This window comes from Catenulispora acidiphila DSM 44928, assembly GCF_000024025.1.
GTDB classification, from domain to species: domain Bacteria; phylum Actinomycetota; class Actinomycetes; order Streptomycetales; family Catenulisporaceae; genus Catenulispora; species Catenulispora acidiphila.
Genome location: NC_013131.1, coordinates 4311870 through 4332020, shown reverse-complemented (window position 1 = coordinate 4332020; position 20151 = coordinate 4311870). Strand labels below are relative to the sequence as shown.

Genomic DNA, 20151 nt, shown 5'->3' with positions numbered 1-20151 from the left:
ACTATGACTGCGCCACCGGGATTTCCCTGACGAGGCGCGAAGACCAGTCGCACCAGACAAGGCCGGGAAGGAAAGCGCCGCCGGCTTCGTCGAGGTGGTCCTCGACGTAAGGCATGGTGGTTTCGCCTGACACCCGCTTCCGCGCGTGCTCGGTCTCGGCGGGATCGTCCAGTCGCAGCGCGATCCGCTCGTGGGTGTGGTCCGATGTGGGAGCCGTACATGGTCGAGCACCGCAACCTGGTGACCGGGCAGAACCCGGCCTCGGCAGCGGTACTGGGGAATCCCATGCTGGAGATCCTCAAGTGGCGCCGCCGACGGGATCCAGCGCGGTTCGTACTCGCTCGGAACCGGTCAGAGGTCCAGGACTATGTCTTGGGCGGGCTGGGAGCAGCAGATGAGGATGTTGCCATCAGCCGGTGGTTCGAGTGGATCCGGTGAGTAGCCCACGCTGCCCGACAGCAAGGCGAGTTCGCAGGTATGGCACACGCCGGTGCGACAGGACCACTGAACCTGGATGTCGCATGCTTCGGCGAGTTCGAGAAGGGAATCCTGGCCCTCGTTCCAGGGGACTGACAGGCCACTGCGAGCGAATGAGACGGTTGGCCCGCCGCCGGGTGGACCCGAGGGCTGGTGCGGCGCCGCCGGCGGTGCGCCCTTGATCCCTGGAGTGATCGACGGGCCGGAGCTGAAGCTCTCTGTGTGCACGCGCGATGGCTCCAGGCCAGCTTTGACAAGTGACTCGGCCATACCGCTCATGAAGGCAACCGGCCCGCAGATGTAGGCGTCTGCATCGCTCGGCAGGCCCAGGCGCAGAACTCGCTCGCTCGAAGGACGACCAGCCTCTGTGTAGTCCACGCCCAGCCGGTCCGTGGCGAGCGGTTTGCTGTAATAGATGGTCGAGCGAGCGTTCTCAAGCCCTGCGATCAACCTGCCGGCTTCTTTGGCAAAGGGATGCTCGGCACTGTTCCGTGCCGTGTGCAGCCACCACACCTGACGGCGGGAGCGGACGTTTGCCAGCGAGTGCAGCATGGCCAGGACGGGAGTCACTCCCACTCCGGCAGAGGCCAGCACGACGGGATCGTCGCCGTCAGACATGCGGAACGTGCCACGAGGTGCTGCGATGTCGAGACGATCGCCCGGGCCGATGTGCCCGTGCAGGTAGTTGCTCGCCACGCCGTGCGGTTCGACCTTCACGCTGATCCGATACGAGCCCGCTCCGGCCGGGCTGGAGATCGAGTAGCTGCGGATCAGCGGTGAACCATCGGTTTCGGGCCGGATTTTCACGGTGATGAATTGGCCGGGCAGAGCAGCCGGTAGAGCAGAGCCATCGGTGGAAGCCAGCGTCAGGGAGAACACGCTCTCACTCTCAGGACGGACGTCCGAGATCGTCAGGGGTCGGAATCCGGTCCAGGCGGGAGGCGGAGCACTGGACGCCTTCGTGAGTCCGGCGCTACCTGAAGACGTTGCCGCTCCCCTCTGGGCTTGCTCCAGCAGAGTGCGCATGGACATCTGCCAGCCCGGACTCAGTGCCGGGATACGCAATGCCCGCTCAACCTGATCACGGGTATGCCCAGGAAGGTAGAGGATCGCATCGATCTCCTCGACGGTCATCGCTTCCGGGCCGGTGGAGACCTTGACGATCTCCTGACCGGCTTCCACCTCGCCCTCCTCGATGACCCGCAGGTAGAAGCCCGGCCGGTGATGGGCCACCAACAGCGCCGCCATCTGCGGCTCTCCGACACGCAGGCCCACCCGATAGCACGTCACTCGCGGCTGCGTGACCTCGAACAAGGCCGTGCCGATGCGATACCGGTCCCCGATACACACCTCGCTATCCGGCAGCCCCTCGACGGTGAAGTTCTCCCCGAAGCTGCCCGGCCCCAGGTCATCGCGCCCCAGCTTGTCAGCCCAGAAGCGGTGGGAGTCGAGCTGGTAGACCAGCACCGCCCGCATCTCCCCGCCGTGGCCGCCCAGATCACCCTGACCGTCTCCGTCGATGTTCAGCCGCCGCACCATCCTGGGCCCGGACACGGTCCGCTTGTAGACCCCTGTGTGCACCGTCTTCCCGTGCCAGAGGACGTCCTTGGGCATCCCGACATTCACCGCGATCAAAGCCGCCGCCACGTCGTCCTCCTTCGTGCGGGCCGCTGCCGTCAAAACGCTAGCCCGGAAAGCCGGCAGCGGCCACACAGCACCGAGGCTTCCGCCATGTCCGCGCTGCCGGCTCCGCAACGTCTCAGACCGTGAGAGCAGTCTGTGGGGTCTGTGGGGTCTGTGGGCTCAAAGGGGTCTGTGGGACCTGCGGGCCCTGTGCGGTCTGCGGAGTCTGTGGGGTGATCGCGTGGATGCCGAGGTACCCGAACAGCGGGGGGACGATGCGCCTTCGCCAGGCACCGGGGCGTGACGCCCGGCGCCGCTGGCGGTGATCGGAGGGAATCAGGGCACGATGATGACGGTTTTGCCGGGCGGGTGCGGTAGCTTTCCGCTTTCGTACGCGCTACGGCCGTCCGCCAGCGAGAAAGTCTGGCTGACGATCGGTTCCAGGACCGACTCGTCGACGAGCGAAGCCAGGTGGGCGAGCTCTCCCCCGTTCGGGGAGACGACGAAAAACGTTGCGTCCACGTCGTGTTTCTTCGCGCGGTCGGCGTTCGGCGGGGCAGCCAGCAAGATCATCCTGCCGCCGGGGCGTAGGACGCGGTAGAGCGCTTCGCCGTCTCCGGCACCCGCCGCGTCGAGCACGACATCGAACCCTGAAAGCTCCCTGTCGACTGGCCCGGCCGCATAGTCGAGGTACTGGTGCGCCCCGAGGCGGGTGACCAGTTCGCGCCCTGCTGCGCCACCGGTAGCGGTGACCTCCGCGCCGCGAGCCCGCGCGATCTGCACCGCGTAGACACCGACACCGCCTGAACCACCGGTAATCAGGACTTTCTCCTGCGGCTGGAGCCGCGCGTGGTCGATCAGCGCCTGCCAGGCGGTCAAGGCGGACAGAGCCATGGCCGCGGCTTGCTCGTGGGTGGCGCTACTCGGCTTGCGTGCGAGACCGATTTCGGGCACGCACACGTATTCAGCCGCAGCGCCGTCTCGGTCGAAGCCGATCAGTCCGTAGACCTCATCGCCGACCTCGTAGGAGGAGCCGCCGGTCGTCTCCTCGACGGTCCCCGATACCTCATGGCCAGGGATGATCGGAGTGCGGTCTGTGCCGTCCTCGCGGGTCCAGATCGATTCCCAACCCAACTCCGCGAAAGTGACCGCTGCGGCATGCACGCTCACCAGGACCTCGCCCGGCGCCGGCGCCGGTTTCGGGGCCCGCTCGTAGACCAGTTGCTCGGGTCCCCCGCGGCTGTGCGCACGCAACGCCATCATCGTGTCCACCAGCTTGCCTCCACGTGGATCCGCTCCATGAGCGGCATGCTTGGGAACGCGCCATTCCCGTCCTCCATTAGAGGCATCGGCCGACGTACAGCGCAAACGTAAGCCGGGGGGCTGCCGCAGCCCGCGGAGAGTGGGCCGGCCGGCCGGCGGCGGGATCACCGGCATCGCCCTCGCGCACTTCAAGCTCCGCGAGGGCGAATCCACCGTGTTCGCCCTCGACCAGATCAACCGCAGTATCGCGCCCCGCGCCTGCCCGCACGGCGAGGCAGAGGAGCAGTTCCGGGCGACGGCGGCGTTCTGGCGAAAGTGGCTTTCGGGCTCGCGCCACCACGGCCGATGGCGTGAGATGGTCAACCGCTCGGCGCTGCTGCTGAAGCTGCTCACCTACATCCCGACCGGCGCCATCGTGGCGGCTCCGACGGCGAGCCTGCCTGAGCAGGTCGGTGGCGAGCGTAACTGGGACTACCGGTATGTCTGGGTTCGTGACGCGGCTTCTCGAAGTGGACCCGGCCACCGTTCAGCTGTCTTTCCAACACACCGAGCTGGTGCCGCAGAGCGAGGATCTCGATGTCCTTCTGACCATCACTCAGCGGAAGCAGCCGTAACGCGGCGAACGCATTCGTCACCACCAGATACGCGAAACGCACCAACACAGCCAGTCGTCCTGACACCACAACGCCCACGGCGTGCAGACCATCAGCACACACAGACCACCGCAATCCGGAAGACCGACCACTCCCCCACCTGCTAGGACGACATGTTCGGCACTACCTCGGCGTCGGCCTCGACCGTCAGTAGATCCTCCGGCCCAGCGCGTCGCTGATTCCTGATTTGCGGAGGAAATACGAGTTGATTTGATCGCGCCACTCCTCGGCGCTGCGGGCCTGCTCGTTCAGGCGTTCGGCGACGCGCGCGTGGAGGTCTGAGTCGACAAGGCCGACGTTGTGGATCTTTTGCCATTGCGACCGTATCTCGTGGACGCGCTGGGTGGCTGCGAAGTGCGTGTCGTAGATGTGCTGGATGACTGTGGCGCCGGTGTGCAGGATGTGGGTGTATGGGACGTGGTGGAAGAAGATCAGGAGTTCGTCGGGGCAGTCGTGCGGTGACTCGTAGGTGCTCGACCATGGGTGCGGGTATTGCGCCGTGAAGCCGGTGCCGGTGGCTTGGGTGCGGTCCACGCCGATGCCGTTGCGGTCGGCGAAGTGGTATGTGCCCCACTGGGTGTATTCGTACCCGTCGATGCTCGGGCCGTAGTGGTCGCCGGGGTTGACCATGAAGCCCACGCCGAGCGGCGCGGTGTAGTGCTCGTAGGTGCGCCAGGAGTCGTCCATGATCGCGTGCAGGGTGTGGCGGAGCTGGTCGGGGACGCCGTCGGCGCCGCGGGTGAAGGTGAGGTCGATCCACTCGTCGAGGATTGCGGACGGGTCCAGCGACGGATCCCATGCCAGGCGTCCGAATGCGTACAGGTTGGCCTGCGCCAGCGGATGTCCGGTCCAGAAGCGGTCGTCGCCGACATTGGAGACGGCGACCAGGCCGCCTCCGCCTCCGCCTGGGCTTCCGCCTGGGCCTGTGCCGGCGGCCACGTCGGCGACAGTCGCCCCGGAGGCGCCCCAAGGCCGGAAACCAAGCACCTCGCGCCACAGCGGTGCCAGGTAGCAGACGTGCCGCTGCTGCCCGGTGTACTCCTGCGTGACCTGTACCTCCACGGCCAGCCGCGTGTTCGGCATGGCCGCGAGGACCGGTGAGACCGGCTCGCGCGGCTGGAAGTCGATCGGGCCGTACTTCACCTGGAGGATCACGGCGTCGGCGAACTGCCCGTCCAGCGGGGCGAAGTGGTCGTACGCCGCCCGGGCCCGGTCGGTGGAGCGGTCGCGCCAGTCCTGCCGGTGGTTGTAGACGAACGCGCGCCAGTACACGACGCCGCCGTACGGAGCCAGGGCGGCGGCGAGCATGTTCGCGCCCTCGGCATGGCTGCGGCCGTAGGCGAAGGGCCCTGCCTGGCCTTCGGAATCCGCCTTGACCACGTAGCCGCCGAAATCCGGAATGCGCCTGTGCACGCGCGCCGTGGTCCTGGCCCACCAGTCCTGGACCGCCGGGTCCAGCGGGTCGGCGCTCGGCAGGCCGCCGAGCATGATCGGGGAGGCGAAGTTCACCGACAAGTACACGCCGATTCCGTACGGCCGCAGTTCGTCGGCCACGGACGCGACGTCGTCCAGACGGTCGGTGAGCAACCGCGCTTCGACGGCGTGCACGTTGACGTTGTTGACCGAGACCGCGTTGGCGCCGCTGGCGGCCAGCAGCCGGCCGTAGGCGCGGACGCGGGCCGGGTCCTTCGTGAGCGCACCGTCGGACCAGAAGATCGATCCGCCGGCATAGCCGCGCTCGACCTGCCCCATCACGTCGTGCACCGCGACGTTGTCCCAGTGGTCGAGCATTCGGCGCCGCATCACGGGACGATGCGTCCGTGGCGGATGGTCCGCGCCGAAGGCCGCCTCGCCGAGTCGCACCAGGTGGAAGAACCCATACAACAAGCCGGCGGGCCCGCCTGCCAGCAGCACGGTGACTCCGTCCTGCCGGGCCAGCACGAAGCCTTCGTCGCCCGGGTCTTCCGCGACTGAGTTCCGCAGCTTCTCGGCTGCGGCGGGCAACGCAGACCACGAATACAGAGCGAGGACGAGCTCGGCATCTTCGTCGGCACCGGTGGCGCCGCCGAAGCGCGCGCAGGCGTCCTCAACCTCTCGCCGGACGGTGTCGGCCAACAGCCCTTCGCCATGAATCGCCGACCTGCGCGAACCGATCGCGCTGAACGCCTCCCACGGCAGCCACGCGGCGTGGTAGTCAGCCATCAGCTCGCCTGCCGGGGTCACGGGCTGGTTCACGCGGTGAAGTCCTTCTCGACCTGGTCGGTCAGCGGTGAGCAGACGTGCAGCAGCGCGGCGGCGAACAGCACCGCGAACAGCGCGAGCACCGCCTCGGAGGAGATGCCGACGACGGCCGCGGCGGCGATCAGGATGCCGAGGTTCCCCAGCGTCACGCCGCGGGTGCGGCCGAGGAAGTAGGCGGAAAGGCGTGCGACGTCGATCGTCCGGAACGCGAACAGGGAACTGATCATCAGGGCATTGATCACCCACAGGGTCGCGGCTACGGCGAGGACCACCAGCGCCGCCCGCCACCATCCCGGCACCGCGGCGGCCTCGGCGTGGGACAGGTTCTCGGCGATCAGCGCCATCCCGGCCAGATACGGGACCCATATTCGCACCACGCCGCCGGCGTTCATCCGGTAACCGCGCCAGAACGCCGCCGCCGGACGCAGATCCGTGAGATCCGGTGATCGGCGGGACAGTGCGTAGAGCGCCGCGGACAGCGCGGGACCGACCGGGAGCGCGCAGGCGATGGCCAGTGGAGCGTTGCTCGCGTCCCGTCGCAGGACGACCAGAGCGATCAGGGTCGGCAGGGTCGTGGCGAACAGGAGCAGGTCGAGCACCAGGAAGCTGTAGATCGGGGCGGTGACGCGGGCCAGCGGACCTTCGCCGAACTGCCGGTCCGCGGTGGCCTCGTGCTTCATCGGGCGTCCTCCGTCTCGTAGTTGCTGTCGCTGTCGCCGGGCAACCCGACCAGCCGCCGCTCGTCCCACCACGGTGGCGTCTGGTCGTGCACGGCACTGATCTCGATCAGCGTCACCTCATGGCGGTCCAGCACCAGGTCGAGGTCGACGCGGCTGCCCGCGACGGGGAGGGCTTCGTGCCGTCGCGACGGTTCGGCGGTCTCACGGAGAACACTGAGTTGCCGCTCGGTCGGCGACGCGGGCCGCCCGAGTTCGCTCCACGCCGCCCACGCGTTGCCCGCGTCCTCGCTGACCGAGGAGCGCAAAGCGAAGGCCGAGCGCGCCGCCGTCCCGATCGGGACCGACAAGCGCAGCCGATGTCCGGCCGCCGCCGGCTCGCGGCCGGCGACCTCCACCGGAGCCCAGGCCAGCACCGTCACGGTGCCGTCCGGGCGGCGGCAGACCAGATGGTCCTCGCCGCGCGCCAGCACTTCTTCGCCCATGCGCGCCATGAACGCGTACAGATGGAAGGCGGGCTTCTTGATCTGGCGGTGGGTCAGGAGCCCGAATCCGCCGTGGAACAGCGAGGTCGGAACCCCCGCCTCCTCGAACATGTCGCTGAACGTCCAGTAGGAGAAGGAATCCACGTGGTCGCCGCCCTCGGCCAGCACCGGGGCGAGGTAAGCGGCGTGGAACGCGGTGTCGTGCACGGGATTGTCGGGCCGGTAGGAGGAGTTGAACTCGGTGATGTGTACCGGCAGCCCGGCCAGCGCCGTGCCGCGCAGGTGCTCGCGCGGCGCGGCGAACTGTTCGAGCAGATGCCGCGCCGGAAGCAGCCTCTGGTGCACGCCGAAGGGGACGTGCTGGGCCGGACCCGAGGTGTAGGCGTGCCGGCTGACGAAGTCCACGGGCACCGAGCGTGCCGTGACGAACTCCGCGAACGGCGCCAGCCACTCGTCCGCGCCGGGAGAGATGGCCGGACCGCCCACTTGCAGGGCGGCGTCCACCTCTTTCACCGCCCGCGCCGTCACCTCGTACAGCCGGTGGTACGCCTCCCGGTCCGCTCCCTGCCAGAAGTCCTTCAGGTTCGGCTCGTTCCAGACCTCGATCGGCCACTGGCGCACCACGTCGAGGCCGTACCGGTCGACGAGGTGCCTCAGGGTGGCCCGCACCAGGTCCGCCCACGCGCTCCAGGACCGCGCGGGAGTGACGTTGCCCTTCCACCAGAACACCGTCTGGTCGCCCGAGGCCAGCGCCGAGGGCATGAACCCGAGTTCCAGGAAGGGCTGGATCCCGAGGTCGAGGTAGGCGTCGATGACCTGGTCCACGTACCCGAACGCGTAGCGGACGTGATCGGAGCCCTGATACCGGTACGGCTGGTACACGCCGACGCCGTCGCTGAACAGGCCATGGCCCCGGATGTGCCGGAAGCCGACCTCCCGCTGGATGAGCGCCAGCGAGTCCTGGTAGTCGCGGCGCAGCGCCAGCTCGAACCGACCCGTGCCGACGCACTGCCGCCAGGCCTGGCTCAGCCGGCCGGCGGACCGCTCCGGGACGATGATGGGATCCGGCACCGATGTGCTCCTTGTCTGGGCTGCGTCTGCGTCTGCGTCTGCGTCTGCGGATCCGGGCTCAGCCGTGGTTCTTCTTGAAGTCCTGGTAGGCCTGGTTCACGAGCTTGATGTACTGGTCGCTGTTCTTGCCCTTGAGCTCGGAGACGTAGGCCGTCCACTCCGAGAGTGGACGCTTGCCGAGGATGAACTTGAGCGTCTCCTGGTCGACGTAGTCCTTCAGCGACGTCGTCCACAGCGTCGCCTGCTCACGGTCGTCGGAGCTCAGCGGTGCGGGCGGGGCCAATGGCAGCGTCTTGCGCGCGTCCATCACCTTCTGGAACTCCAATTCCTCCGGGGGGAACTGAGAGTCGAGCAGCTTGGTGCTGCCGCCGTAGGCGAACACTCCGTTGAAGAACCCGTAGTCGACCTGGAGGTTCTTGGTGCCCGAAGGGTTGACCCCGGCCCAGGTGACGTCCGGGGCCAGCTTGAACGTGCCGTCGTCGACGCTGCCGGTGTAGGTGGTGCCCGGCACGCCCCACTTGGCGAACATCTGGCCCTCGTCGGAGTACCAGAGCCAGTCGATGAACTGCATCAGCGCGACGAAGTCCTTGCCGTCCTTGGCCTTGTTGGAGATCATCATGCCGTTCTCGGTGCGGTAGCCGGTCTTGGCCGCGCCGATCGGGCCGATCGGCACCGGGATCTTGGCCACCGTGGCGCCGGAGATCTTGGCGATGTCCTTGCGGTAGTGGTTGACCAGCTCCTGGGCGTTGGCGCTGATCACGAAGGACTGGCCGTCGGCGAACTTCTGCCGGGCCTGATCGTCGCTCTGGGTGAAGCTCTCCGGGTCCAGCAGCTTCTCGCTCACCAGGGTGTTGAGATACTGGATCATCGCCTTGTACTGGTCCGTGGCGCCGGTGTACTCGAACCTGCCCGCGTCGGCGTTCCAGTTCGCGTGCTGGTAGCTCCAGCCGGCCCAGACGCCGTGGGCCTCGCCGAGGATGGCCAGCAGGTTGTTGGCGCCCGGCTGCGGCGTCGTGCTCCCCGTGCTCCAGCGGTCGGAGAACGGGTACCGGTCCGGGTAGGTCAGCTTCATCGTGCGCAGCACTGTGGTCAGGTCGTCCCAGGTCTGCGGGACTTGCAGGTTCAGCTGCTTGAGGATGTCGGTTCGGATGGCCAGCGAGTAGTCCTTCCACACGTCCTGGTGCAGTCCGGGCAGCAGGTAGAACTTGCCGTCGGCCTCGCGCAGCTGATCCAGGTCGCCGGCCAGGTTCCACTTGGCGACCTTGTCCTGGAAGTTCGGCATCAGGTCCAGGTAGTCGCTGACCGGCAGGATCGCGCCGCCGGAGATGTACGCCTCCTCGTCCGGGTGGTACGTCTTCGGAATGAGCGTCGGGGCGTTGCCCGCGCTGACCATGACGCTTCGCTTCTGGTTGTAGTCGCTGGCCGGGATCACCGTCGGCTGCAGCGTCACGTTGGTGCGCTTGGTCAGCTCCGACCAGAATTCCCAGTCGGCCTTGTAGGGGTAGTTCGCGTTGCTCAGCAGCATGGCCGAGAACGACAGCGGGACCGTGGCCTTGAACTGGTCCCCGACGCCGTACTTCGCCATGGCGCCGGTGCGGTTCGCGGTCAGCTTGCTGCTCGGCTTCGAACCGCCGTCGCCGCCGCCCCCGCAGGCAGCGAGGGACAGACCGGCCACGCCGGCGGACACGCTCAGGAAGCCGCGCCGGGATATCTGGTTCACGGGAGAACTCCTTGGGGTCGGTGGTGCGGGGGTGATCGGGGACGGCGGCTAGCCCTTGACCGCGCCGAGCATCACGCCCTTGACGAAGTACCGCTGGACGAACGGGTAGATGACCAGGATCGGGAGCACCGTGAGCACGATGGTCACGGCCTGGATGTTCGAGGCGATCTGCAGCGCGGTGTCGCTGGCGGCCGACTGGTCGGCGCCGCCGGAGGCGCCGGCGATCAGGTTGCGCAGGTAGACGGTGACCGGGAACAGGCTGGAGCGGTCCATGTAGAGGAACGCCGAGAACCACGAGTTCCAGAACGAGACCGCGTAGAACAGGACCATCGTGGCCAGAACCGCCTTGGACAAGGGCAGCACGATCCGGCCCAGGATGCCGTAGGTGCTCAGGCCGTCGACCGCGGCCGCCTCCTCCAGCTCGGCGGGCAGGTTCTCGAAGAACGACTTCATGACCAGCAGGTTGAACACGCTGATCGCGTTGGGCAGCACGATCGCCCAGACGCTGTTGCGCAGGCCCAGATCGCTGACCAGCACGTAGTTCGGGATCAGGCCGCCGTTGAAGAACATGGTGAACAGCGCGATCGCGATCAGGACCTTGCGGCCCTTCAAGTGCTTCTTGGACAGCACGTAGGCGTAGCAGGTGGTCAGCACCATCGACACGCCGGTGGCGAGGACCGTGTAGACCACCGTGTTGCGGTAGTTCTCCCAGAACGCCGAGTCCGACATCACCGTCTTGTAGGTGGTGAGGTTGAAGCCCCGGGGCAGGAGGTTCACGTGTCCGGAGGTGATGGAGCTCTCGGAGCTGAAGGACTGCGCGACGATGTTCACGAACGGATACAGCGTCACGATGACAACGCCGGTGAGGATCAGGGCATTGATGATTTGGAAGACCCGGTAGCCCCGACCGGTCTCCACGGGGGCGGAGCGTGATTTCGCGCGTGCCTGGCGCACATCGCTCAGGCTCACCACAGCCCCGTCCCCACCGCGCGCCGGGAGATCTGGTTGGCCGCGACCACCAGGATCAGGCCGATCACCGACTCGAACAGGCCGATGGCCGCGCCGTAGCTGAAGCTGCCCGACACCACGCCGACCCGGTACAGATACGTCGGGATGACATCGGCCGTGGAATACGTCAGCGGGTTGTACAGCAGCAGGATCTTCTCGAATCCGACCGCCATGAAAGTGCCGATGTTCAAGACGAGCAGCGTGACCATCATCGGCCGGATGCCGGGCAGGGTGACGTGCCAGGTCTGCCGCCAGCGGTTCGCGCCGTCGATCCGGGCCTGCTCGTAGAGCTGGTGGTCGATGGTGGTCAGGGCCGCCAGATACAGGATGGTTCCCCAGCCCAGGCCCTGCCAGACCTCGGAGGACACGTAGATGGTCCGGAACCATTCGGGCTGCTGCAGGAACGGGATCGGCGCGTGGCCGACCGCGCGCAGCCCCTGGTTCACCGCGCCGTTGACCGACAGCAGCTGCATGATCAGGCCGGCGACGACGACGATCGACAGGAAGTGCGGCAGGTAGGACACCGACTGCACGAACCGCTTGAGCTTGGCCGAGCGCACCTCGTTCAGCAGCAGCGCCAGCACGATCGGCAACGGGAAGGTGAACAGGAGTGTCACGCCGCCGAGGATCATGGTGTTGCCGAAGACGTGCCAGAACTCCGGGTCGCCCATGAACATGCGGAAGTAGCGCAGCCCGACCCACTTCTCGCCGAACAGACTGCCGCCGGGCACGTAGCGCCGGAAGGCGATGACGTTGCCGATCATCGGCAGATAGCGGAAGACCACGAAGAACACCACCGGCAGGACCGCCAGCGAATACAGCTGCCAGTCCCGGCGCAGTGCCCGGCGCCAGGTCTTGCGCCGCGGTCGGAGCGGCCGGGCCCGTTCGCGCCCTGGTGGTGGATCGACGGTGCCGGCGATGCCCATGCTCATCTCCCCGGCTTCGACGGCGCGGGCGCCGGCGAGCGCTCGACGCGGACAGGTGAGGTCAGACGGCGGCCCGGGCCCACCTCGCGTTCGGCACCGGTCATGCGCAGCGGCACGATCGCGGCCGCCTCGCCGCTGGAGCGGCCGAACCGCAGCTCGACGTCGCCGGGCTCCACGACGCGGGTGCCGCGCAGGCCGGTGAACGAGGCGAGGTCGGCCGGGACTTCGAAGGCCACCTCGGCGCTCTCGCCGGGCGCCAGATCGACGCGCGCGAAGCCGACCAGTCGCACGACGGGTCGCGAGGTCTGCGCGACCGGATCGTGCAGATACAGCTGGACGACTTCGGTGCCCGCGCGCTCGCCGCTGTTGCTGACGGTGATCCGGACTGTGGCCTCGCCGTCGACCGGCCATTCGGCGCTGTCGGCCGCGGCGCCGCTCCAGGCGAACGTCGTGTAGCTCAGGCCGTGCCCGAACGGGAACGCCGGCGTCGGATCCACCGAGGAGACCTGCGAGCGGCGGCCCAGCGGCGGGGCGAGATAGGTCACCGGCAGACCGCCGGAATCGCGCGGGACGCTGACCGGAAGCCGGCCGCAGGGGTTCACCGCGCCGGTCAGGACCTCGGCGATCGCCTGTCCGCCGAGCTGGCCGGCGAAGAAGGCGTAGACGATGCCGGCGGCGTCTGCGACGTCTTCGCCGAGCGCGTAGGGCCGGCCGGCCAGCAGGACCAGGACCACCGGTGTTCCTGTGGCGAGAACGGCGCGGACCAGTTCGGCCTGCACCCCCGGCAGATTCAGGTCGGCCGCATCGCAGCCCTCGCCCGAGGTGCCGCGGCCGAACAGGCCGGCGCGGTCGCCGACGGCCAGGACGCATACGTCGGCCGCGGCCGCCACGCCGGCCGCGGCGGCGATGCCGGAGGTGTCGTCATCGGATATCGCGCATCCGGGCTCGTAGAGCAGGTCGGCGATCGTCGCGCTGAGCGCCTCGCGGAGCGAGGGGATTTCCAGACCGAGGCCGTGTTCGGTGTTACCGCTAACGTGCGCGGGAAAGGAATAGCATCCCAGCATCGCCATCGGATCGTCGGCGACCGGGCCGATCAGCGCGACGCGCCGGTCCGGCATCAGCGGCAGGATTCCGTTCTCGTTGCGCAGCACCGTTACCGACCGGCGGGCCAAGCGCAGGGCGATCTCGCGGTCCTCCTCGCTGTCCAGGCTCACCGGACCGGCTTCGATCTCCTCGGGCAGCGCCCGCCAGTCCGGGTCGAGCAGGCCGAGTTCCGCCTTCTGGATCAGGACTCTGCGTAAAGCCCGGTCGATCAGAGCCTCCTCGACCGCGCCGGCGCGGACCGCCTCGGTGAGCGGCGTGCCGAAGACGTCCACCGTTGGAAGTTCCACGTCGATGCCGGCCCGCAGGGCCAAATCCGCGGCGTGTGCCGCGTCGCCGGCCACCGCGTGCAATGACTGAAGGAAGCGCACCGCGAAGTAGTCCGAGACAAGCGTGCCGGTGAATCCCCATTGGTCGCGGAGCAGCCCGGTCAGCAGTTGTTCGTCGGCCGCGGCGGGCACCCCGTCGATCTCGGAGTAGGAGTTCATCACCGAGCGGGCGCCGCCCAGGCGCAGTGCCGCCTCGAACGGCGGCAGGACGACGTCGGCCAGCTCACGGCGTCCCATGGGCACCGGGCCGAGGTTGCGTCCGCCGCGGGAGGCGGAGTAGCCGGCGAAGTGCTTGAGCGACGCGACGATCCCGGCGTTCTCCAGGCCTCTGACATAGGCCGCGCCGATCACGCCGACCAGATGAGGATCCTCCCCGATGGTCTCCTCGGTGCGGCCCCAGCGGTAGTCGCGAGTCACGTCCAGCACCGGAGCCAGCCCCTGGTGGACACCGACCGCCCGCATCGAGCGGCCGATCCGGCCGGTCATCTGCTCCACGAGTTCCGGGTCGAAGGACGCGCCCCAGGCCAGCGGCGCCGGGTAGGCCGTCGCGCCCCAGGTCGCGAAACCGGTCAGGCATTCCTCGTGCACCTGCGCCGGGATCCCGAAGCGGCTGGCAGCGGCGATCTGCGCCTGGGAGGCGGCCAGCGACCGGGCCCCGGCCACCGGATCGACCGGAGCCGTCCCGAACGGCCGGGTCAGCTGTCCCAGCCCGTGCCGGATCACGTCCTCCCACGCGAGGGGGGCCATGTCCTGCTGATGCGGGGCGACGCCGCCGCCGGAAGCATCGGCGCCGACCCATACCCCGGCCAACTGCGCGACCTTCTCCTCGAGAGTCATCACAGGGATGAGGGCGTCGGCGCGTTCCTGCGGCGTGAGTCGGGGATTGCGCCATAACGGAGGGACGCCGGGCGCCGAATCCGTGTCGGCGGACATCTGACTGGTCATGCCGTCCTCTCCGCGGTGACCGCCGAACGCCGGGGCCTGATAAAGGGCGACGGGCGCGGTGACTCCACATGCGAACCAAGTCTTCGAAACTTTCGAAGATGTTTCGGGGGATTTGCTGCCGTACGCTAGGCAGCCTCGACGGAGGTGTCAAGGGTCGCCTTCGCGGCCTGATCCGCTGCTAATCTGGCCGAAAGTTTCGGTGAGCATTGATGAGGTATCGATGGCGGCTCGGGGACCGAGGGTGGGATCGGGCCCGGCGGCGGCGCCGATCGCGACGTTCGGCGCGATCGCCGCACCAGTCGCCCATCGACGTGCCCGGCGGCCTGTCGGTGATCGGTACGGCAACCTGGAGGTCGCGGCATGGACCGATCCGGCGCTGACCACCATCCACATCGAGATCCAGGTCTGAGCAGCCGTGCCGGCCGGCTCGGGCGCAGCCGGCGATGATCCACCACTGACCCGACGCTGACCCAACCACCTGAAGACCGATGCCGAGGGGGAGCTCATGGCCCTGTTCGACCTGCCACTGGACCAACTTGAACGGTATCTTCCGGACGTGCCTGAGCCCGCCGACTTCGACGCGTTCTGGCAGAGGTCCCTGAACACCGCCGACGGCTGCCCGCCACTGCTCGACGTCCAGCCCGAACCCACAGACCTCGAACTCGTCCAGACCTGGGATGTCGCCTTTCCCGGATTCGGCGGCGATCCGATTCGGGCCTGGTACTGCCGGCCCGCGGGCGTGAGCGATCCGCTTCCGGCGGTGGTGGAGTTCCTCGGCTACGGTCGCGGCCGTGGCCTGCCGCACGAGCGGCTGACGTGGGCCGCGGCCGGCTACGCGCACCTGCTGATGGACACCCGGGGACAGGGCGATCAGTACGGCACCGGCGGTAGGACTCCCGACCCGCACGCGACGGCGCTGGGTGGTCCGGGACCGATGACCCGCGGTGTCCTGCACCCCGACGACTACTACTACCGGCGCTTGATCACCGATGCCGTGCGGGCGGTCGACGCCGTCAGGGCTCTGCCGGGTGTGGACGCGGGCCGGATCGCGGTGGTGGGCAACAGCCAGGGGGGCGGGCTGGCGCTCGCCGTCGCCGGTCTCGTGCCGGATGTGGCCGCGGTGATGGCGTCAGTCCCCTTCCTGTGCCACATCCAGCGGGCGATCGACATCACCGACAGCACGCCTTATGGCGAGATCGTGAGCTACCTGTCGGTTCACCGCGATGCCGAAGCAGCGGTGCGGCGCACCCTGTCGTATGTGGACGCGGTCGGCTTCGCACGTCGGGCTGTCGCCCCGGCGCACTTCGGCGTCGGCCTGCGGGATACCGTCTGCCCGCCGAGTACCGTGTTCGCGGCCTACAACCACTACGGTGCCGCGGACCGCACGATACATGTCTACCCGTTCAACCATCATGAGGGCGGCGACGCCGTGCACACCGCCCGTCAGCTGCGGTGGTTGCGTTCGCGGCTCGCCGCCGTGGACGGTGCGGCGCCCGGTGGCCGGCAGACGTCGAACAACCCGGCCTCTGAGTTGTTCAGCGAGAAGCAGAACTCGATGACACCGGCGCCGTCGGCTCCTGGACCGAGGAGGCCGAGTAGCTGACGGCCGGGCTTGAGGGCGTGACGCCGCTGCTGCTACTGGAGCCGCTGAAGACAGCGAAGGCGAAGCCGCCGATCAGGATGACCGCCAGCGCGCCGCCGCCGATGGCGAACACTGTGCCGCTGCGGTCGCGGCCGGGGCGTGAGGTCCCGCTGCGGCGCCGGGCACTGCGGACGAGGAAGGCGGACGTCCAGATGGGAAGCAGGAGGCACAGTGTCACCATGACGAAGCTGGCCCACTGCGGCAGGGTCCAGCCGCTGGAGGTGCAGTGTTTGTACCCAGGGCCGCTGACGCAGGACTGCGTGCTCGTCGGCGTCATGAGGGCCAGCAGCAGGAAGCCGAGGCCGCCGGGCAGCACGAAGGTGCCGACCAGCTTCTCGCGGACGTTCCAGCGCGGCGAGGTCCACAGCAGGATCACGCCGAGGAGCCAGCCGAAGCCGGCGAGCAGGAAGCCGCCGAGGAGGAGGGCGACCGCGCCGATCTCGGCGGTGCCGAGGGGGTACGGCGGCCCGCCGAGGGGGTCGGCGTACGCGGACATCGGGTCGGTCGGGACGATGGGCGGCATGGGCTGCGTCACCAGCCGCGGCATGGGACTGTCCGCCTCGTCGGCGGCCGCGGCGTCGACGATCTCCCGCGGTTCGCCGAGGGCGGCCAGGATCTCGCGGACCTTGATGACTCTCGCCTCCTCGTCGCCGCTGGTTGCGGATGAGCCCGAAGGGTCCGGAGAACCCGAGGCGCCCGCGACGCCCGACGCGTCGTCCGAGACACCCGACCCACCCACGTCACCGGCCTCCGCGCGCACCACCTCTATGTGGCTCCGCACATCCTCCAGCAGCTCGGTCCGCGCGTTCCACGGCAGCCGCGCGGCCTCACGCTCCAACTCCCGCAGATACTCCGCCACCAGCTCATCAGCGCCCGTACTCATGCCTGTTCGCCCCCATTCGAAGTAAGGAAGTACTCCACGCCGTCCCGGAACCGACCCCATTCAGCGGTGAACTCCGCGAGCGCCTTCTCCCCGGCCTCGGTCAGCCGGCAGTACCGCCGCGGCGGCCCGGACGGCGACTCCTGCCACACTGTCGCGATCAGCTGCTCCCGGCGCAGCCGGGACAGCAACGGGTAGATGGTGCCCTCGCTGGTCACCAACGCGTCCACCGAGCTGAGCTCCCGCACCAGCTCCACGCCGTAGCGCGGACCGTCGCGCAGCAGCGCGAGAACACAGAACTCGAGGACCCCCCGCCGCATCTGGCTCATTGCCTTGGCGGCACCACCAGGTTCCATGCGTCACAAGGTACTTGGCACGGCATCGGCTCACAAGTCAGGGTACTGGTGATCCTTCCCGTAAATCGAAACGGTGTCGTACACTTCCATCAATGTGTACGACACCGTTTCGATGGGGAGCGTCGTGGCGATGACTGAGAGCCGGGCGCACAGACGCGAGGAAGCAATCCTGCTGGCGGCGATGGGGCTGCTCGGCGACGTCGGCTACGACCGGATGTCGATCGACGGGGTCGCCGAACGCGCGCACGCCAGCAAGGCGACGATCTACCGGCGCTGGCCGGGTAAGGCGGAGTTGGTTGCCGAGGCTGTACGACGTTATGCGCGCTCTGCGATCGCCCTCCCGCCGGAGGGCGCGAGTCTGCGCGAAGACCTGCTAGCCGTGCTGGGCTCGCTGCGCGCCAACCTCGCAGAGCAGGACGCTGCGTTGGTCCTCGGGCTGCTCCTGGCCATGCGGCATGACGCCGAGCTGGCCCGGACGGTACGGCAGAACGTCCTGGACTACAAGCGTGAGGTGTTCGCGGCGGTACTGGCGCGCGCCGCCGCCCGCGGCGACATCCCCGAGACCGCGGATTGCCAACTGGCGGCCGAGATCAGCTCGGCCGTGCTGGTCAACCGGCTGCTCGTCACGGACGAGCCGCTGGACGACGCGTTTCTCGCACGATTCGTCGACACGGTACTGCTCCCCACACTCCAAGCCCGACCCGCACAACCCAACCGGCCCGCCGGACCCCTTAGCCAATAAGGACCCTGTGACATGTGGCAGACAATCGCTCTCGGCTTCCTCGGCGGCGTCCTGGCCGGCAACGCGCTCCCGCACTTCCTGCGCGGCATCACCAAACGGCGCTACCCCAGCGCGTTCGGGAACGGGCCGGTCCCCAACCTCGTCGCCGGCTGGGCAGGCCTCGTCATCGGCACCGTGCTGCTGGCGACGGCACACCTGACTCGTCACCCGTGGCCGGCGCTCGCCGGCGTCAGCGTCGGCGTCTTGTTGATCGGGCTCTTCCACGCCGGACCGGGCGCCTTCGGCCGCGAGGAGCCTCAGAGCTCATAACGACTCGTCCTGTGACCGGCCGACAAGAGGTCCAGATGTTCTGGTGTAGCGACAGGCCGGTCGGATGGGCGTGGCGGCGCTGCCGGTCCGCGAAGCCCGAGGTAGAGAGCCGGTTGTTCGGGGTGCACGACCGGCATCCGAACCGATCCTGTGCGCAGAACCGGGCTAGCGCGCCGTCCGCCCGATGCTGGAGTCGCGGATCACCAGCCGCGGGCTGATCTGCACCCGGTGGACCGGGCGGGCGGGTCCGTCACGCATTCGTTCGGCCAGCAGGCGGAGCGCGGTGCGGCCGAGTTCGGGCTTCGCCGGCCGGATCGCGGTCAGTGCCGGGTCGGCGAGGCCGGCGACCTCGTCGTCATAGGCGACGACGGCCAGGTCGCCCGGGACGTCGATGCCACGTTCCTGGCAGCGGGCGACCAGCGATATCGCTTCGCGGTCGGAGTGCACCAGCACCGCTTTGGTGTCGCTGGCCAGGGCCGCGTCGAGGAATGCGTCCACGTGGTCGGTCCAGTCCGGCTGCCGGTGGTCGGGGGTGATCGCCTCCGGGGCGGCTTCGACGTCGAGCCCGATGTCTGTGGCGGTTTCGAACCATCCTTGCCGGACCACTCGTGTGTGCGGGCTTGTCGCAGAGGCCAGGAATCCGACGCGGCGGTGGCCCTCGACGGCGAGGTGCCGGACGGCGAGGCCTGCTCCGTAGGCGTGGTCGGTCGTCACGGATTCCACGTGTTCGTGAAACGGGCCGATCGTCGCGGTCCGTTCGATGAAGACCACCGGGATCGGGAGCGCGCAGAGCCAGGCGATGAGGTCGGCTGCCGCCTCGCCGTCCGTGGGCGGGGCGATGAGCAGACCTTGGATGCCCACCGTCGCCAGGAGCCATTCGGTCTGGCGGCGGACGTCGTCGACGTCGACGTAGGACGAGCCGCGCAGGACGATGCGCAGGCCGTTGGTCCGGGCCAGGTCTCGTGCGCCGCGGATGATCTGCGGCCAGTAGTAGTCCAGCGACGGCACGACCATGCCGACCGGCGGGAGGTCCGCTTCTTCGGGGCCGGACGCCGGACCCGGGTCTTCGAGGACCACGCCGGTCGCCGGCAATGCGGTGCCGGCCGGCCAGGAGGCCGCTCCGGTGGCGGCGGCTCCGGATCCGGGAGCGCTGTTCGGCCGCGCGGCGGCGGCCCGGGGCAGCCGGATGCCGCCGTGGACCCGTTCGATCACGCCGTCGTCCGCGAGTTGGGCGACGTCCCGGCGCACGGTCACCGCGCTGACGCCCAGGGTCCGGGCGATGTCGGTGACGCGAAGCAGCGGACCGCGCGTGCGCAGCTCGCCGAGGATGCTTTCGCGGCGCTCGGCCGGGAGCATCGGCGACTCGGGCTCGGTCAAGGGGGCGTCTCCCGGGGGCGTCGGTTCTTCGGGTGCCTCGGCGGTTGCCTCAGCAGCGAGCAATCAACGAGTCAGCAGGTGTGCGTCGGCGGGCGAGCGACTGGGCGAATCAGCACTCGCCTTCCCATTGTCCCCGCAGCACCGTACCGCGTGCTCCGGGGCGACAAGTTCATCTGATCAGATTCGATCACAGTAGTTCACTGTTGCTCCACGATTCTCAGGTTACAGCTCGGTAACGAACTCTTGTGCTGGCCTTTCTCCCACGGTCTACTCTCGGTCATCGATCGAGCGCACAGAAGCGAAACGCAAGCGATCGCCTCTGATCG

The 20151-nt window shown here is 68.5% G+C and carries 17 protein-coding genes and 1 pseudogene; 5 read left to right on the top strand and 13 right to left on the bottom strand.

The genetic code is table 11. The features are described 5' to 3' along the window. Position 1: 1 nt before the first annotated feature. From CACI_RS54245 to CACI_RS18995, 3 genes are all read right to left on the bottom strand, one after another. Positions 2-115 (bottom strand): BP74-related protein, encoded by a 114-nt coding sequence (locus tag CACI_RS54245; protein ID WP_449727823.1) that lies wholly within the window; start codon positions 113-115, stop codon positions 2-4. A gap of 236 nt (positions 116-351) precedes the next feature. Further along, positions 352-2124, bottom strand: coding sequence for an MOSC and FAD-binding oxidoreductase domain-containing protein (locus CACI_RS19000; RefSeq protein ID WP_015792456.1), 1773 nt, complete (start codon positions 2122-2124; stop codon positions 352-354). A 312-nt stretch (positions 2125-2436) separates the two neighbouring features. Then, a complete protein-coding gene (locus CACI_RS18995) occupies positions 2437-3363 on the bottom strand; it encodes an NADP-dependent oxidoreductase (protein WP_041542003.1) in 927 nt (308 codons plus the stop codon). Positions 3364-3544: 181 nt separating this feature from the next. Here CACI_RS18995 and CACI_RS54240 point away from each other — a divergent pair. Beyond that, positions 3545-3865 (top strand): annotated as a pseudogene (locus tag CACI_RS54240) (glycoside hydrolase family 15 protein); the annotation flags it as partial. A 298-nt stretch (positions 3866-4163) separates the two neighbouring features. On the opposite strand, the gene CACI_RS18990 reads toward CACI_RS54240, so the two are convergent. Genes CACI_RS18990 through CACI_RS18960 form a run of 7 tightly spaced genes read right to left on the bottom strand, consistent with a single transcriptional unit; the run spans position 4164 to position 14519 of the window. Then, positions 4164-6218 carry an alpha-glucuronidase gene (locus CACI_RS18990; protein ID WP_085953925.1) on the bottom strand — a complete coding sequence of 685 codons (2055 nt, stop codon included), beginning with the start codon at positions 6216-6218 and terminating at the stop codon, positions 4164-4166. A 29-nt stretch (positions 6219-6247) separates the two neighbouring features. Continuing rightward, positions 6248-6937: a hypothetical protein gene (locus tag CACI_RS18985; protein ID WP_015792453.1), complete on the bottom strand. Its 690-nt coding sequence runs from the start codon at positions 6935-6937 to the stop codon at positions 6248-6250. Further along, a complete protein-coding gene (locus CACI_RS18980; RefSeq protein WP_015792452.1) occupies positions 6934-8490 on the bottom strand; it encodes a GH39 family glycosyl hydrolase in 1557 nt (518 codons plus the stop codon). The genes CACI_RS18985 and CACI_RS18980 overlap by 4 nt, the downstream gene beginning before the upstream one ends. 58 nt (positions 8491-8548) lie before the next feature. Continuing rightward, positions 8549-10210, bottom strand: a complete 1662-nt coding sequence (locus tag CACI_RS18975; RefSeq protein ID WP_015792451.1) for an ABC transporter substrate-binding protein — start codon at positions 10208-10210, stop codon at positions 8549-8551. Positions 10211-10258: 48 nt separating this feature from the next. Next, complete coding sequence (locus CACI_RS18970) at positions 10259-11128, bottom strand: carbohydrate ABC transporter permease (RefSeq protein WP_041540327.1); 870 nt, start codon at positions 11126-11128, stop codon at positions 10259-10261. A gap of 47 nt (positions 11129-11175) precedes the next feature. Then, entirely contained in the window at positions 11176-12144 is a 969-nt protein-coding gene (locus tag CACI_RS18965) for an ABC transporter permease (RefSeq protein ID WP_015792449.1), read from the bottom strand. A 2-nt stretch (positions 12145-12146) separates the two neighbouring features. Beyond that, positions 12147-14519 (bottom strand): beta-xylosidase/alpha-l-arabinosidase, encoded by a 2373-nt coding sequence (locus CACI_RS18960; protein ID WP_015792448.1) that lies wholly within the window; start codon positions 14517-14519, stop codon positions 12147-12149. 220 nt (positions 14520-14739) lie between these two features. On the opposite strand from CACI_RS18960, the gene CACI_RS49900 reads away from it, so the two are divergent. After that, positions 14740-14928 carry a hypothetical protein gene (locus CACI_RS49900; protein WP_015792447.1) on the top strand — a complete coding sequence of 63 codons (189 nt, stop codon included), beginning with the start codon at positions 14740-14742 and terminating at the stop codon, positions 14926-14928. A 96-nt stretch (positions 14929-15024) separates the two neighbouring features. Further along, positions 15025-16122 carry an acetylxylan esterase gene (locus CACI_RS18955; protein WP_015792446.1) on the top strand — a complete coding sequence of 366 codons (1098 nt, stop codon included), beginning with the start codon at positions 15025-15027 and terminating at the stop codon, positions 16120-16122. Here CACI_RS18955 and CACI_RS51250 read toward each other — a convergent pair. Together CACI_RS51250 and CACI_RS18945 are read right to left on the bottom strand one after the other, a co-directional pair. Beyond that, the gene (locus CACI_RS51250) at positions 16055-17044 is read right to left on the bottom strand and encodes an HAAS signaling domain-containing protein (RefSeq protein WP_015792445.1); all 990 of its coding nucleotides are present in this window, start codon (positions 17042-17044) and stop codon (positions 16055-16057) included. The genes CACI_RS18955 and CACI_RS51250 overlap by 68 nt on opposite strands. After that, entirely contained in the window at positions 17041-17397 is a 357-nt protein-coding gene (locus CACI_RS18945; protein WP_041540325.1) for a PadR family transcriptional regulator, read from the bottom strand. Before CACI_RS18945 ends, CACI_RS51250 begins: the two co-directional genes overlap by 4 nt. A gap of 130 nt (positions 17398-17527) precedes the next feature. Between CACI_RS18945 and CACI_RS18940 the strand changes: the two genes are divergently transcribed. Together CACI_RS18940 and CACI_RS18935 are read left to right on the top strand one after the other, a co-directional pair. Further along, on the top strand, positions 17528-18139 hold the full coding sequence (locus CACI_RS18940) for a TetR/AcrR family transcriptional regulator (RefSeq protein WP_190276774.1): 612 nt from the start codon (positions 17528-17530) through the stop codon (positions 18137-18139). A 12-nt stretch (positions 18140-18151) separates the two neighbouring features. Beyond that, positions 18152-18448, top strand: a complete 297-nt coding sequence (locus CACI_RS18935) for a hypothetical protein (protein ID WP_015792442.1) — start codon at positions 18152-18154, stop codon at positions 18446-18448. A gap of 165 nt (positions 18449-18613) precedes the next feature. Here CACI_RS18935 and CACI_RS18930 read toward each other — a convergent pair whose 3' ends face one another. After that, the gene (locus CACI_RS18930; RefSeq protein WP_223297578.1) at positions 18614-19825 is read right to left on the bottom strand and encodes a substrate-binding domain-containing protein; all 1212 of its coding nucleotides are present in this window, start codon (positions 19823-19825) and stop codon (positions 18614-18616) included. Between the last annotated feature and the right edge of the window lie 326 nt (positions 19826-20151).

What these genes read in the sequence shown, in the direction of transcription:
- CACI_RS18940 (WP_190276774.1), top strand. Translation starts at nt 17,528, where the DNA reads ATGACTGAGAGCCGGGCGCACAGACGCGAGGAAGCAATCCTGCTGGCG.
- CACI_RS49900 (WP_015792447.1), top strand. Translation starts at nt 14,740, where the DNA reads ATGGCGGCTCGGGGACCGAGGGTGGGATCGGGCCCGGCGGCGGCGCCG.
- CACI_RS18995 (WP_041542003.1), bottom strand. Translation starts at nt 3,363, where the DNA reads ATGATGGCGTTGCGTGCGCACAGCCGCGGGGGACCCGAGCAACTGGTC.
- CACI_RS18990 (WP_085953925.1), bottom strand. Translation starts at nt 6,218, where the DNA reads ATGGCTGACTACCACGCCGCGTGGCTGCCGTGGGAGGCGTTCAGCGCG.
- CACI_RS18935 (WP_015792442.1), top strand. Translation starts at nt 18,152, where the DNA reads ATGTGGCAGACAATCGCTCTCGGCTTCCTCGGCGGCGTCCTGGCCGGC.
- CACI_RS18965 (WP_015792449.1), bottom strand. Translation starts at nt 12,144, where the DNA reads ATGGGCATCGCCGGCACCGTCGATCCACCACCAGGGCGCGAACGGGCC.
- CACI_RS18945 (WP_041540325.1), bottom strand. Translation starts at nt 17,397, where the DNA reads ATGGAACCTGGTGGTGCCGCCAAGGCAATGAGCCAGATGCGGCGGGGG.
- CACI_RS18955 (WP_015792446.1), top strand. Translation starts at nt 15,025, where the DNA reads ATGGCCCTGTTCGACCTGCCACTGGACCAACTTGAACGGTATCTTCCG.
- CACI_RS51250 (WP_015792445.1), bottom strand. Translation starts at nt 17,044, where the DNA reads ATGAGTACGGGCGCTGATGAGCTGGTGGCGGAGTATCTGCGGGAGTTG.
- CACI_RS18985 (WP_015792453.1), bottom strand. Translation starts at nt 6,937, where the DNA reads ATGAAGCACGAGGCCACCGCGGACCGGCAGTTCGGCGAAGGTCCGCTG.
- CACI_RS54245 (WP_449727823.1), bottom strand. Translation starts at nt 115, where the DNA reads ATGCCTTACGTCGAGGACCACCTCGACGAAGCCGGCGGCGCTTTCCTT.
- CACI_RS18960 (WP_015792448.1), bottom strand. Translation starts at nt 14,519, where the DNA reads ATGACCAGTCAGATGTCCGCCGACACGGATTCGGCGCCCGGCGTCCCT.